The sequence below is a fragment of the Solibacillus sp. FSL W7-1472 genome (genome assembly GCF_037969775.1).
GTDB classification, from domain to species: domain Bacteria; phylum Bacillota; class Bacilli; order Bacillales_A; family Planococcaceae; genus Solibacillus; species Solibacillus silvestris.
In genome coordinates this window covers 637,866-652,466 of sequence record NZ_CP150208.1, presented here as the reverse complement: position 1 = coordinate 652,466, position 14,601 = coordinate 637,866, and the positions used below count along the sequence as shown (strand labels likewise).

Genomic DNA, 14,601 nt, shown 5'->3' with positions numbered 1-14,601 from the left:
TCCATAAGTATAGTCCTGCTTTTATAGCTGGCTCATCTCAAATCAGTTAAATTTGTACTACTTACAAAAGCAACAAATAGAACTTCACTAATAATTTGTGCTAAAGTAAATTTTATACAGAGTAATTCAGTAAGAATAATTTAAAAGGAGCTTGATAATTATGAGAAATATTCCATATGTAGTAGATGGCGACTGGTTGGAAGCACGTCTAGAAGATCAAAACTTGCGTTTAATCGATGCATCAACGTTCTTAAAAATCCCTGAAGGTGAAGGGTTTCCAGAGTTATGGTCCGGTTACGAAGCTTACAAAGAAGAACATATTCCTGGAGCAGCGTATGCTGATTTACTGAAAGAATTCACTAATCCTGACGGAAAGGCACCATTTACAATTGCAACTAGAGAGCAATTTCTGAAAGCTGTGGAACCATTAGGAATTACAGAAGAAACATATGTAGTCATCTATGACCGCGGTCCACTGGTAAATGTCGATATATTAGCATCTGACTGGTCGGCGCGTTTACGCTGGCAATTAAAATATGAAGGCTTTGATAATGTAGCTGTACTCGACGGTGGATTCCGTAAGTGGAAGCTTGATGGTCGTCCAACAGAAACAGGAATCTCCAATTATGAGCCTGCACCATTTCCAGGAGAACGCCGCGAGAATCTGATCGTATCAAAAGAAGATGTAAAAGCAGCTATAGAGGACGAAAATATTGTATTAATCAACAGTTTGTCAGAGGCCGACTTCCGAGGTGAAACAACAACATACCCGCGCCCAGGCCATATTCCGGGAAGTAAGCATGCTTTTTTCGGGTCCCATTCAGATCCTGAAACGCGTTTACTATACGATGATGCAACATTATGCGCTACCTTTGAAAAATTAGGTGCGCTCGATCCTAATAAAAAAGTGATTACTTATTGCGGTGGTGGAATTGCTGCGACATGGAACGCGTTACTGCTAAATAAATTAGGTCAGGAAAACGTGGCGGTGTATGATGGTTCGTTGAATGAATGGGCGGCTGATGAGAGTTGTCCGTTGGTAACGGGATAAGTAAGGTATAAACTTCATATTTATTAATAATAAAAGCCCCTTTTGTACAAAATAGCTGGTCCGATATACCAGAAATGTACAATTGGGGCTTTAAGTTTAGCTTACTCTATCTTGATGCATGAAAGCTTTATTTTAGTCTTTTCAATAACTGCTGTTTTTCTTTTCCATTTGGTAGCTCTTGTACTAATTTCACCGCTAAGTTCCGGTTAGCTTTTGTTTTTTTCTTTTCATAATTGGCTACACGTGTTTTCGCTTTAGCTGTATTATTGTTGACTGTTTTCTGAATTCTTTTTTCCAGCAGTTCACGCTGTTTTTCATCAAATACTGATTGAACAGCCTTTACTGCTTTATTATAGTTGTTCAATGTTTGAACTTTTTCATATGCTGAAATATTTACCATTGCAGTTTTTACGGCCGCTTGTACTTGCTTTGCCAACTTTTCGAGTAGTTCAGACTTAATCGATGAATCTGGTAAGCTATTAATGGAAAAGTTCGCATAACTGTATTGACTCTTAGTTGGCTGCTTTTCATATTGTGCCAAACTGTCAATTGCTTTTTTCGCAAATTCCTTTAGCGCCTCATTTAACGCTTCTTCTAAATCATTCTTCTTATTTAAAGAAGGTAATTTGTTCAGTTCTGCTTCAGCCTTTTTATAGTTATAGACTGTTTTATTTTTAATAAAAGTTGTAACAGCGTTTGTTGCCGGTTCCAGTAACCTCTCAATAACAGCATCAACTTCTTTTTGCTTTTGGACTCTTACATCAGTAGCAGCCAATTTCGCTAATAGTGCTTTTAAATCAGTCATATACTGTTCAGTAGGATTTTTTTCAAAATCACCTACTAATTGATTGATTTCTTTAATAATCGTTTGCTCTGCTTTATTTCGTTCATTTTTTAATGCCAGTTTTTCAATCGAATCAGGCATTGAATCAATTTTTTTATTCAAAGCCTCAGCAGATATCCCACTCTTCAAAAGCTCATCTACAACTCGTAAATTCGGAAGTCTGAACTTAGGCAGCCCATACCCGTACAAAGTATCGAAACCTGCATCTCCTAAATCATCAGTAATATAACGCAAACCTTCCCGCAATTCAGCAGGTGTTGCATATGGATATTGTTCCATTAATAGTGCTAGCATTCCCGTTATATGTGGTGTTGCCATCGATGTACCATTGTATGTAGCATATTGGCCATTTAAATATGTACTGTAAATTTCTTCTCCCGGTGCTGCAAAATCATTCATATCGCCCGTTCCGCTAAATGAAGAACGCTTGAAATCACGATTAATCGCAGCTACTGATATTACTTCTTCATGACGTGCCGGGTAATTAATCGTATTTCCAGTCCCGTTGTCATTTCCTTCATTGCCACTTGCTGCGACGATTAGTAAACCATATTCAGATGCCTTCTTAATTCCTTCATGCAAGGACTGTGCATATTCCAAATCTCCAAAGCTTAAATTAATGATGTCCATATGATTGTCGATTGCCCAATCAATTGCCTGCAACACAACCCGAACATCACCGATCCCATCACTCTTTATTGCCTTCACAGCATAAACTTCAGCATTTGGTGCAACTCCAGCTACACCGATACCATTATGCTTTCCTACAATAATTCCTGCCACATGGGTCCCATGGCCATGATCATCAACATAGCTTTCCCCTACAAATGATTTTCCACCCGCAATTGTCAGGTCCGAATGGTTTGCCACCCCCGAATCAATAATTGTAATTTTAACGCCTTTACCTGTATAGCCCTGACTCCAGCTACTTTGCACATCCATTGCCTTCAAATTCCACCGTTCTAATTCAGCAGAAGATACATTTGCTACTTTAAACTGATTTTGAAGGGTGAATTGTTGGTTCTTTTCGTAAAACTCGATATGTCCTTCATTTTCAAGATCTTTTAACCGTTCATTTGAAATTTTTACAGTCACCATTGGTAAATGTTCAAACTCTTCTATAACAGCATCAGCATGTTGAATGATTATTTGTTTGCTGGTTTCTGAAGGGTATTTTACAATGATGCTTTTTTGGATTTCTGTTGAAGATGCTTTTGCTATAGGCGTTGGATTTATAATAAAACTCCCTGCAAATAACATCAGTAAAAACATTATTTTCCTCACATTTCTACCTCAATTCTACTTTATATATATAACATATCATATCTCTTAGAGCGTTTAGCACTACTATAATATTATTTTTTAGTTAAAATATTAATTCTATTTCATTAAGCACATATTACTTTTCTCTTCCATGAAAATAAAAAACTCCTTATGGTTAATAAAAGATTCTAAAAATTCTTTCTTACATCCTTTATTTCACCATCATCATTAGTACAATCACCTCTCATTAATAACTGCTATCGCCATGCCTGTAGTATACTTTCACTACCCATCTATTGTGAATACCTGACCAATTAAAAATAGCCCTAATCCTTCAAAAGGATTAGGGCTAGGCAAGCTAGAATAGCTATTCTATGAATAGAATAAAATATAGGATTGTGACTGTTTTAGAGAATGTAAAAGAGAGTCATCCCAAAATAATTCAATATCCTATTTAATAAATTAAATATTACCTATTAAATAAATTTAACAAGACCATTCTGAATTACAAAATTTACACCCATAATTAAATTAGTTGCAACCTGTATTTCACTTTCTTCCTCTACTAATTGGGTTACTAATGGGGCAACCTCATTTTCAGCTACTTGGTAATATTGTGTTTGATCGGCCTTGATTGTTGTATTGGTTACCCATCCATCAACTCCCGTTACCGTTCCCTGACCAGTTACCACCCAAATTGTTGATTTGCCGTAGCTTTCAGTATCATTTGCTACAGTTCCAGTTACTGTTAGTGTTGAGTTTGAGAGTCCTGTTGCAGTACCTTTAGATACTTCAATTCCACCAAATTCATTTCCACTAACTGTTGTCGTTCCTGTTAACTCTACTGCAGATCCGTTTACTAGAATACCGCCATCTGCCCCTACTGTTGTTACACTATTAAGCGTAACGTCAGTTGCGTCATAAACCTGGATTCCGTAAACGCCCTGCCATCCATCGAATGAACCTGCAGCCAATTTACCTGCCATTTTTACTGTCAAGCCATTCAGTACTACATCATCTGCTGTTACTAAAACCCCTTGTCTTTTTCCATTTGCTAATGTATTAAGGGCTGTTGTGAAAGACAATGTCTTTCCTACACCGTTGATTGTTACCTTACGGTCTACATGTAGCGCTTCTGTTATATCCGAAATATCTTCTGTAATGTTGATTGTTGTGATATCTTCATTTGCTAATGCTAATTTTAATTCGCCAAGATCTTTTACATTTGCAGTTGTTGCTACAAGTTCCACTTCTAACGGGATAACTGCAACACTACTATCTGTTCCACCATTAATAACGGCATAGGCTTTTAATGTTACCAGGCCGTCTCCTGATACAGGAATAATTGCTTCGCCATTTGTCACTGTCACAGAATCTGAACTTGTTGTTGGAGTTGACCCATCTAAAGTATAATAAACTGTATCTCCTGTTGTTACAGATAATTTAATTGTATCACCTGATGTAATTGTAGAATCTCCAATTAACGTTGGTGTGGATGCTGTTTGTCCATTTGCTTCAGCCTCTAATGTAATTATTACTTCTTTAGCTGCACCTTCTACAGTAAATGTTCCTTCTACTGTTTTGTAACCTGCTTTTGTTACTGTATAACTATAGATACCGTTAGCTACTTTAGTTAAATCAGTAACTTCGTTGCCTGCACTATCCCTTACTACAATCGTTGCCCCGTCCGCACTTGTAAATGTTACTGGGTATGTTGCTACTGGAACTATGTCAGCCTCTAATGTAATTACCACTTCTTTAGCTACATCTTCTACATTAAATGTTCCTTCTACTGTTTTGTAACCTGCTTTTGTTACTGTATAACTATAGATACCGTTAGCTACTTTAGTTAAATCAGTAACTTCGTTGCCTGCACTATCTCTTACTACGATTGTTGCCCCGTCCAAAATTGTAAATGTTACTGAGTATGTTGCTGAAATTTCACTTTCGGAAATAGTAACTGGTATGTATTTGGCTTTTACATCCTTTGAAGTCGCTATAACAAATGCCTTTTCATATAATCCTGCTTTAGGATTAGTGATTTTTTCATCAACAATAGTAACAGTGATAGACTCTCCAGCATCAATTGCCGTATTTAAATATATTACAAGATCACGGTGACCTGGGAGAGTACTGTTTTGAATATAAATTCTTGATTTAACGCTTTCTGTATCTGCAGTATTTGCAATGATATCGCTATTAGCTAATTGGCTAAGATCAAAATCTTTTGATGAAATAATAAGTTGGTCTCCTTCAACTAGAGCCATAGTCGGAGTAATAACAAAAGTCCATTCCCCTTTGCTATCTTCAGTTGCATCATTGGTACTTACAGTAGCACTTTGTACAATTGTAGCTTCAGTTGTCGCTACTAAAGCTGCTATTGCGTCTGTAATTGCGTTTGCTGCTGCTAATTTTTCTATATCTGTTGTTGCTAAACCTGCTGCTGCCACTGCATTTGTTACTGCACGGTATGAGGCTGGAGTGTAGTCCGTTGCAATTAGCTTCGATGCCGCGATTTTCGATGCCGCTAATGCATCCGCACCTGGTGTTGGTGTTTGTACATTTCCACCAGTACCAGTACCAGCACCGGCACCACCGCCTCCTCCACCTGTACTAGGTACCCCTGGATTCGGCGCTGTTCCAACAATGACATTCACAATTTGTGACGCTATTGCTGCAAAGTTTGAAACAATTCCTGCAGCTGTGGAACCAGATGGTACAGTCAATTCATTTATTTTCAAATTTGTACCAACTGTAATTTGTGCAGCTGGATTTGAAACTGCCAAAGCCTCTACTGTGCCTGAAATTTGTAAGGCAATTTCTACCGCAGTTGTTAATAATAACTGTGCGATATTAGCATTACCTGTCAATGCCAGTTTCGCTGTCGACTCAATCGTAACTTTTGAAACTGTTCCATCGACATTAATTATTGAAACTGAAGCAGCTACTGTAATTTCAGTAATTACGGAATCCGATTCAATAGCAGTATCATTACGCTTTACATGAACTTTTCCAGCTTTAGAATTTCTCAGCTTTACATTCGGACCTTTTTTCTCATCGTTAGCAAACTTATTATCTAATGAGGCGACTTTACCGAAAATTGCGTCATCAATGATTAAATTTCCGTTAACAGTAGCGCCGTCTAACTCGACTGAATTTCCAACATTTGTTGTTACTGTTGCATTACCTGTTACTGTCAATCCGGAAACGGATACATAATCAGCATTAATCGTTAGTGCATTAATTATTGCATCAGACTTAAAAACTACTACCTTATCTGCTGTACCCGCATTATTCAGTATTAGAGAATCAATACTCGTAATAACACCGTTTGTAACTGTAGCCACAATAGAAGCGCCATTTAATGCTTCTTTATTTTCTTCTGTAAATATTGATTTCACAGAATCATCGTATGAATAAGTTGTTCCATTCACAACAATACCGGCTGTTGTGTAATCATCTAGTTTGAAAGTTACACTTTGAGATGTTTCAGGAGTTGTTTTAACTACAGTTTCTGCACGTGTAATAAATGCTGCCATTTGGCCACGTGTTACATTAGAAGCACCATCAAATTTTGTAGCTGTTTTTCCTGTTGTTACATTACTTTCATATAGAGCAGCAATTGCTTCTTTATAATCTTCACGTACGTCTGTGAATGGTAATGCATCAACATTAGTAGATTTTAAATTTAATGCATTGGCAATAATCTTCGCTACGTGATTACGTTGAATGTTTGCTCCTTGGTGGAAAGTACCATCTTCATAACCATCAATAATACCTGCTTGTTTTAACGCAGCAATTGCTCCGTAATATTGGTGATTACTTGGGATATCTTTGAAGTTGGGATTAACTACATTAGTTGTATCTAAACCTAGCACACCTGCAATAATTTTTGCTGCTTGACCACGTGTCAAGTTTTGTCCTGGTTTAAATGTACCATCTTGATAACCATTAATGATGCCACGATCACTTAAGCTCTTAATTGCATCAAAAAATTGGTGTGATGAAGATACATCTTTGAATGAACTTGCTTCAGGTGCGATTGGTGCGGCAACTGCTACAACTGAAGCTGCAACCGCTGCTGCTGTTGTAGCTTTTATGAACTTCGATTTTTGTCTTTTATTCATACCTAAATAAATACCTCCAATTTCCTAAATTAATAGTAATTTTACACCAAAGGTGAATATAATCCATTGTACCTTATTTTTTACCAATTTTCTATATTATTGGATTTTTAGTTATTTTTATTAGGATAAATATCTCTATAATTCATTGATAAATAATCAATAAAATGTAAATCGAACCATTTTTACTATCCATTCTATAAATTTCAAAAATGTTATTGCTCAAATTAAATTATTTTGGATTTTTATAAAATAACCATTTCCTAATATAAGTAAAAAACTGCGTGAACCTAAGCCCCAGGTTCACGCAGTTTCTATTTTTATTGATTAATTTTTAGCTCTTTTCTTCACCATTCTCATCACGGAAACGTATAATTACTTTTGTAGTGTCTGTTTCAACTAAATCTGCAAATCTTGTTTTATTGAATGTGGTGCTCACTTTTCCGTCTGGAGAAGTTGTTACAGCAATGCTGTCTTCACTTGTAACAGTTACTGTATCTGCAGTTGTACCAGTATTTAACTCAATTGAATCATTTGTCGTTAATTGCGTAATTTCTGTGTCTGTAAATGCAAATTTACTGTATCTGCAGTAGTTGCAATTATACCTGCAGTATCATTCGTAGTAGTTTCTGATGATCCAGTCCCTTCGTCTGTGTTAACTGCGTTTTCATCTGGATTTTCATTATCTCCACCTGGTTCATCTGTGTTTTCTCCCGGGTTTTCATTTTCTTCATTTTATATTCATCATATTGCTCACAAGGCTCTGATAAAGTATTAACAGGACGGAGTTCAACATTCTCACAATTATTCACTACTAAATCTAATACGTTCCAGTAAATTTCTGTTCCTTCACCTGCCGGAACTTCGAAAATATGTGCTGGGGCTGTCGCATTCCCTAAGAACACTTGAACCTTTGCGCCAGATGTATGTAATGTGTTACTACCATAGTAATGATATACACAGATTCGATATTACCCTTCCAATAATTGGCGAATAGTTGTCGTTTTAGGACCGTAAGAATCAACGTCATCCAATCTAAATCTGCATATACGATTCCATTTGAAGGTGTACGTTTTTCACCGTAATATAAGTTAAATTAATGAAAAATTCCGTCTATAAACCTACTTTTAATTATAAGGAAAAATGAATATTTACATCCAAAAATTTTAATATCAGAAGGCAATATGATATATAACAGGAAAATATAGTTATTATTAACAATCTTGATATTTTATAAATATTGATTACAATTGTACAATTGTTAAATATAAATATTGAGGGGGAATATAGAATGGAAGAAATATTAAGTCTAATTACATTATTCATGAATATTATTCATGACTTAATTGTAGTAGTAGTTTCAAAATTCGGCTTTACTGTTAATGATAAAATGATTCATTTTTTCTTCATAGGAATTATTGGTATAATTTCATTTATTTTAATAGATCTAATTTTTAAAAGTTTAGTTAAATTTGGAGTGTCAGTGCTTTCTTTCATTTATACTTTTTCAATAATTGTAGTGGTATCTTTTGTTATTGAAATACAGCAAAAAATAACAGGTGCAGGGAATATGGAGTTTGCGGATATATTGTATGGACTTTGGGGATTTTTATTGTTCTTGTTTGTACTCATCCTCATTAAATTAATCGGAAGATTTATATTTAGGAAATTAAAAATAAGTAAAAGGCATAGTTAGTTTAGAAGCTATGCCTTTTATAAAATTATATTAACTAAGCACCTGTTTTGATAAAATATCTTCTTTTAGTCGGGCAAGAATCTCATTAGCCTTTTCTTCTGTATCCCTTACAACACCAAAATAAAACTTACATTTCGGTTCTGTTCCTGAAGGGCGAATGGCAATCCACGAATTGTCCTCTAGTACAAACTTTAACATATTTTCTTTCGGCAAAACGATTGGCTCAGTAGTACCGTCATATAATGTTGCAATACCAGTTAGATAGTCCTCAATACGTACAACAGCTACCCCAGATATTTCTTTAGGCATATTTAACCGATAATTATTTAAAATGGCTTTCATCTTCTCTTGGCCGTCTTTGCCTTCAAATGTTTTAGACACAAGCGCTTCCTTATAGTAGCCAAACTGTTCATACAACTCTTCTAAAGCATTAAGCAACGTTTTTTCTTGTGTCGAATAATAGGCAGCCATTTCTGCAACTTTTAAAGCTACTTGGACGGCATCTTTATCACGAGCAAATGTCTCAATTAAATAACCGTAACTTTCCTCATAACCGAATAAATATGTATGGGCCTTAGTCATTTCAAACTCTGAAATTTTTTCTGCGATATACTTAAACCCAGTTAAAGTATTGACGGTTGTAATACCGTAATGAGTAGCAATAGCAGTACCTAGCTCTGATGTTACAATTGTTTTTAGCATTGCTCCATCCGATGGAAGTGTACCATTCTCTTGTTTTGTTTTTAAAATGTAATTTAATAAAAGTGCACCAAGCTGATTACCTGTAAGCAGCTCGTATGAATCATCTTTACGCACCGCTACCCCTAAACGATCTGAATCCGGATCAGTTGCCAATAATAGGTCCGCTCCTACTTGGTTACCTAACTCGATTGCCATTGAAAAGGCAGCCGCCTCTTCCGGATTTGGATAAATAACAGTTGGAAAAGCGCCGTCTTGAACAGCTTGCTCCTCAACAACATGTACTTCATTAAATCCAAATTGCTTCAAACCTTCTACTACCGGAACAAGTCCTGCACCATGTAAAGGTGTGTAAACAAGTTTCATATTATAATCAATTGCATTGTTATTTTTTAAAGTTAATAAGTTTTTCATGAACTTTTCATCTAAATCTTCCAAGATCCAATTAAATAAACCTTTTTGCTCTAGCTCGGTAATATCTGCAACTTCAATCTCAAAAATATCTTCAATTGGGTTCATATGCGCGATAATTGCATTTGCTCCAGTCGGAACTAGCTGAGCACCATCTTCTCCATAAACTTTGAAGCCATTATATTGTTTTGGATTGTGACTTGCCGTAATGACAACACCAGCAAAAGCCTTTAATTCACGAACTGTAAAAGATAACTGGGGTGTTGGACGTTCCTCTTTATAGACATAAGTAGTAATACTATGTGCACCTAATACACAAGCTGTTTCCACTGCAAACTCATATGAAAAGTGACGTGTGTCGTAAGCAATAGCAACACCTCGTTTTTTCGCTTCTTCTCCATTTGAAGAAATATAGCGTGCCAATCCCTCTGCTACTCGACGGATTGTGTAGATATTCATTCGATTTGTACCTGCGCCAAGTAACCCTCGCATACCACCAGTACCAAAAGTTAAATATTGATAAAAACGTTCTTCGAGTTCTTTTATATTATTTTGAATTGCTTCAAGTTCAGTTATCAAATAGTTCGGTAAATTATGTTGCTTCCATTGTTTATACACTGCTAAACTCATATTTTCTACTTCTCCTTTAATAACTCTAACATTTTACTCTTATAAGCTTCTACTCCAGGTTGATCGAACGGATTTACTTCTAGTAGGCATGCACTCATGGCGCAAGCTTTCATAAAGAAATATATTAAATAGCCTAAATGATATTCATCAAGTTTCGGTAATTCTAATTGGATAACAGGTACGCCACCTTCTGCATGAGCTAGTGCAGTACCTTGCTTTGAAATTGCATTAATTTCATTAAAAGAACGATGAGATAAATAATTTAAACCATCTTCATCACGTTCATCAAAAGGTACTTGCAGGTCGCCTTCAATCTCATGAAAATGAAGAAGTGTTTCAAACATAATCGGGCTACCATCTTGAATAAATTGACCGATTGAATGTAAATCCGTTGAAAAATTAACAGTTGAGGGATACAAACCTTTCTTTTCCTTCCCTTCACTTTCACCAAATAATTGTTTCCACCATTCATGAAATTTGTTTAGACCAGGCTCAAATGAAGCAAGTAGTTCAATTGAATAGCCTTGCTCATATAACATATGGCGCATCACTGCATATTTGTATGCATCATTATTAGCTAAATCAGGTTCTAAAAGCTCCTCAGTTGCATGCTTCGCACCTGCCATTAAAGCACGTATATCCACGCCTGCAACCGCAACTGGTAATAAGCCGACTGGTGTTAACACAGAATACCGCCCACCAATATTTGATGGAATAACAAATTGACGATATCCAGCTTTATCAGCTATACCTTTTAAAATACCTTTTTCTGCATCAGTCGTAACAATAATACGTTCTTTTGCTTTATCCCCATAGCGTTTTTCCATATAAAGACGCATTACTCGAAAAGCAAGAGCTGGCTCCATTGTGCCACCCGATTTTGAAATGACGTTAACATAAACTTGCTTTTTGTCTAAATACGATAAAAGTTGCTTGATGTAAGCACCGCTCATGTTAAGACCAACATATACAACTTCAATACCATGTTCCGATAAACCAAAGTACGGTTTCAATGCTTCTTGAATTGCACGAGCGCCTAAAAACGACCCCCCTACACCAGCTACAACTAAGACATTTGCACAGGCACGAATTTCGGATGCAACACGCTCGATTGATTTGAGCAACTCATGATGGTCTTGGACAGGTGAATTTACCCAACCTGTTAATTCAAATTGGGGAATTGCATGATGTATATCTTTAACCTGATTTTTATATTTCAAAATATCACTTTCCTCAAGTGAACAATTTAACAATGTTGTTTTTACGACTTCTTTAATCATTTTATAATCTCCAATTCTGGTAAATTCAGATATATCTATTATGACATAGGAAAAAAAGAAAACCAACTCGTAAGAATTTACAAGTTGGTTAGTTTAAAATAACTGTTATTAACATCTTAAAACATTTGTATTACATTAAAGCAGTCTTAATTACTTTTATTACCAGCTGCTGTTCTTCTATCGACATTTTCGAATCAGAAGGCAAACAAATGCCTGTAGCGAATAAACGCTCACTTACGATTTCATCCGCTGTATGAGGATAAAACTTGCAGCCAATAAACAACGGTTGCATATGTAAGGGTTTCCATACTGGACGCGATTCAATATTTGCCTTGTCTAGACGGTCCATCAATTCATATGGGGCAATACTAATTTTTTCAGGGTCTAATGTCATTACGGATAACCAGCGATTTGAAAAACTCTCCTCTAGCTCTGGCATCATGTCGATTCCATCTATTTCATTAAATACAGCTTCATAGCGCTCGAAAATAGCACGTTTTTGTGCAACACGCTCATCTAATACCTCTAACTGTCCACGACCTATACCGGCAACAATATTACTCATCCGATAATTATATCCGACTACACTATGTTGATAATGCTTCGCCACATCACGAGCCTGTGTTGCAAGGAAACGAGAGCGAGCAATCAATGCCTCATTGTCTGACACAAGCATCCCACCTCCAGAAGTTGTTATGATTTTATTACCATTAAACGAATAAATGCCAAACTGACCAAATGTGCCGCTTTTCTTTCCTTTATAGGATGACCCAAGTGATTCGGCTGCATCCTCGATGAGCGGAACCTCGTATTGATTACAAAGCTTCATAATTTCATCCATACGAGCACTTTGTCCATATAAATTGACAACAATAACTGCTTTCGGTAGCTTCCCTTCTGTAGCTGCCTCCTCTAAAGCTTTTGTCAATGCTTTTGGTGACATATTCCATGTCGTCGGTTCTGAATCTATAAACACCGGTTTTGCGCCTAAATAAAGAATAGGGTTGGCACTGGCGATAAATGTAAGTGTCGAACAAAAAACAGTATCTCCCGCTTTAACACCTAATAAATCTAATGCCAAATGAATAGCACCTGTACCTGAACTTGTTGCAGAAGCTGCCTTAATACCAACATACTCAGCAAGCTCATGCTCAAAGCCATCTACATTTGCCCCCAGTGGTGCAATCCAGTTTGTATCGAATGCTTCTTGAATATATTTTTGTTCGGTTCCACCCATATGTGGGGAAGATAATAAAATTCGTTTTGACATACAAAACCTTCTCTCTTCAATAATTATTCATGAAACTTAATCGGTTTTGCTGGCGTACCAACAGCTGTACATTTTGCTGGTAAATCTTTCACCACAACAGCTCCTGCACCTATAATTGTCCATTCACCTACTGTAACCCCTTGAATAATGGTAGCATTCGTACCAAAATCCACACCTTCTTCAAATACTACATTTCCTGAAACAGATGAATTCGGTAAAATCGTTGTATAATTATTAATTGTTACATCATGACCAATTGTACAATTCAAATTAATAATCGTAAAATCTTTAATATCAATATTTACTGTTAAGATATTTCCTTCACAAATGATATTTCCTTGACCAAGTGTAATAAATCTTGAAATATTCGCTGTGGGGTGAATTAAGTTTGGGAATATTACATTTTCATACTTAGCTAATTTAGTCACTATCACCTTTTTCGCTTTTGGTGAACCAATTCCTAAAGCAACATGAATATCACCTTTTCCTTCTAACCACTCAGCATCTCCTAACACAGGTAGTTCATTAACTAAAAGTCTATGATTTTTCTCATTGTCATCTAGAAAACCAAGAATTTCCCATTCACTGGAAGCCTTATTAATGTCTTCAATCAAATGAACAACCTCACGAGCAAAGCCGCCTGAACCGTAAATTACAATTTTCTTCATAGTCACTGACTCCCTTTAAATTTCTCCATAGTTGCTTGCCCTTCCTGGCTAATTCCTTCCGACACGAATACTTTCTTCACTGTCAAAAACAATATTTTCATATCCAACCACATTGTTCTATTCTCCACATACCACACATCATATTCGAACTTCTGCTCCCACGAAATCGCATTACGACCGTTCACCTGTGCCCATCCCGTAATCCCTGGACGTACATCATGGCGACATGCTTGCCTATCATTATACAGTGGCAAATACTCCACAAGCAATGGCCGTGGCCCTACAAAGCTCATTTCGCCCTTCAGTACATTCCATAACTGCGGCAACTCATCCAAACTTAACTTCCGCATCATTTTTCCAAACGAGGTCAAACGATATGCATCTGGTAACAATTCACCTTGTTCATCACGCACGTCCGTCATGGTACGGAACTTATAAACATGAAACAGCTCACCTTTCAAACCTGGACGAGGTTGCTTAAACAACGCAGGTGACCCAAGCTTCCACCTTACGGTCAACGCCACTATGCCGATAATCGGACATAATACGAACAATGCAGTTAAACTTACCGTAAAATCAAATAATCTTTTCATTCTCATCATTCTCGATTCTTAATTTTCATAAGCAGTTTCCAAAATAACAAATGCCCTTGATAGAACAGTTGT

11 protein-coding genes are annotated in these 14,601 nt (G+C 36.4%); 3 read left to right on the top strand and 8 right to left on the bottom strand.

Features of this window, described 5'->3' with window-relative positions:
• Positions 1–160 precede the first annotated feature (160 nt).
• Positions 161–1,051: a sulfurtransferase gene (locus MKY07_RS03210; RefSeq protein WP_339263795.1), complete on the top strand. Its 891-nt coding sequence runs from the start codon at positions 161–163 to the stop codon at positions 1,049–1,051.
• Positions 1,052–1,178: 127 nt separating this feature from the next.
• On the opposite strand, the gene MKY07_RS03205 is transcribed toward MKY07_RS03210, so the two are convergent.
• Positions 1,179–3,167 (bottom strand): S8 family serine peptidase, encoded by a 1,989-nt coding sequence (locus MKY07_RS03205; protein ID WP_339263793.1) that lies wholly within the window; start codon positions 3,165–3,167, stop codon positions 1,179–1,181.
• 467 nt (positions 3,168–3,634) lie between these two features.
• Positions 3,635–7,285, bottom strand: coding sequence for an S-layer homology domain-containing protein (locus MKY07_RS03200; RefSeq protein ID WP_339263792.1), 3,651 nt, complete (start codon positions 7,283–7,285; stop codon positions 3,635–3,637).
• 383 nt (positions 7,286–7,668) lie between these two features.
• Between MKY07_RS03200 and MKY07_RS03195 the strand changes: the two genes are divergently transcribed.
• On the top strand, positions 7,669–7,875 hold the full coding sequence (locus MKY07_RS03195) for a hypothetical protein (protein ID WP_339263791.1): 207 nt from the start codon (positions 7,669–7,671) through the stop codon (positions 7,873–7,875).
• Between the two features lie 6 nt (positions 7,876–7,881).
• Here MKY07_RS03195 and MKY07_RS03190 read toward each other — a convergent pair whose 3' ends face one another.
• Positions 7,882–8,187, bottom strand: coding sequence for a hypothetical protein (locus MKY07_RS03190; protein ID WP_339263790.1), 306 nt, complete (start codon positions 8,185–8,187; stop codon positions 7,882–7,884).
• 386 nt (positions 8,188–8,573) lie between these two features.
• Here MKY07_RS03190 and MKY07_RS03185 point away from each other — a divergent pair, with 386 nt between their 5' ends.
• Complete coding sequence (locus tag MKY07_RS03185) at positions 8,574–8,978, top strand: hypothetical protein (protein WP_339263789.1); 405 nt, start codon at positions 8,574–8,576, stop codon at positions 8,976–8,978.
• 30 nt (positions 8,979–9,008) lie between these two features.
• Here MKY07_RS03185 and MKY07_RS03180 read toward each other — a convergent pair whose 3' ends face one another.
• The 5 genes from MKY07_RS03180 to MKY07_RS03160 form a co-directional block, all read right to left on the bottom strand.
• Positions 9,009–10,718 carry a phospho-sugar mutase gene (locus MKY07_RS03180; RefSeq protein ID WP_339263788.1) on the bottom strand — a complete coding sequence of 570 codons (1,710 nt, stop codon included), beginning with the start codon at positions 10,716–10,718 and terminating at the stop codon, positions 9,009–9,011.
• Positions 10,719–10,723: 5 nt separating this feature from the next.
• Positions 10,724–11,998, bottom strand: coding sequence for a glucose-6-phosphate isomerase (locus tag MKY07_RS03175; RefSeq protein ID WP_339263787.1), 1,275 nt, complete (start codon positions 11,996–11,998; stop codon positions 10,724–10,726).
• Between the two features lie 130 nt (positions 11,999–12,128).
• The gene (locus MKY07_RS03170; RefSeq protein ID WP_339263786.1) at positions 12,129–13,268 is read right to left on the bottom strand and encodes an aminotransferase class I/II-fold pyridoxal phosphate-dependent enzyme; all 1,140 of its coding nucleotides are present in this window, start codon (positions 13,266–13,268) and stop codon (positions 12,129–12,131) included.
• A 23-nt stretch (positions 13,269–13,291) separates the two neighbouring features.
• Positions 13,292–13,936 carry an acetyltransferase gene (locus MKY07_RS03165; RefSeq protein WP_339263785.1) on the bottom strand — a complete coding sequence of 215 codons (645 nt, stop codon included), beginning with the start codon at positions 13,934–13,936 and terminating at the stop codon, positions 13,292–13,294.
• 2 nt (positions 13,937–13,938) lie between these two features.
• Entirely contained in the window at positions 13,939–14,529 is a 591-nt protein-coding gene (locus MKY07_RS03160) for a sugar transferase (RefSeq protein ID WP_339263784.1), read from the bottom strand.
• Positions 14,530–14,601: the final 72 nt, after the last annotated feature.

What these genes read in the sequence shown, in the direction of transcription:
- MKY07_RS03210 (WP_339263795.1), top strand. Translation starts at nt 161, where the DNA reads ATGAGAAATATTCCATATGTAGTAGATGGCGACTGGTTGGAAGCACGT.
- MKY07_RS03205 (WP_339263793.1), bottom strand. Translation starts at nt 3,167, where the DNA reads ATGTTTTTACTGATGTTATTTGCAGGGAGTTTTATTATAAATCCAACG.
- MKY07_RS03200 (WP_339263792.1), bottom strand. Translation starts at nt 7,285, where the DNA reads ATGAATAAAAGACAAAAATCGAAGTTCATAAAAGCTACAACAGCAGCA.
- MKY07_RS03185 (WP_339263789.1), top strand. Translation starts at nt 8,574, where the DNA reads ATGGAAGAAATATTAAGTCTAATTACATTATTCATGAATATTATTCAT.
- MKY07_RS03180 (WP_339263788.1), bottom strand. Translation starts at nt 10,718, where the DNA reads ATGAGTTTAGCAGTGTATAAACAATGGAAGCAACATAATTTACCGAAC.
- MKY07_RS03175 (WP_339263787.1), bottom strand. Translation starts at nt 11,998, where the DNA reads ATGATTAAAGAAGTCGTAAAAACAACATTGTTAAATTGTTCACTTGAG.
- MKY07_RS03170 (WP_339263786.1), bottom strand. Translation starts at nt 13,268, where the DNA reads ATGTCAAAACGAATTTTATTATCTTCCCCACATATGGGTGGAACCGAA.
- MKY07_RS03165 (WP_339263785.1), bottom strand. Translation starts at nt 13,936, where the DNA reads ATGAAGAAAATTGTAATTTACGGTTCAGGCGGCTTTGCTCGTGAGGTT.
- MKY07_RS03160 (WP_339263784.1), bottom strand. Translation starts at nt 14,529, where the DNA reads ATGAAAAGATTATTTGATTTTACGGTAAGTTTAACTGCATTGTTCGTA.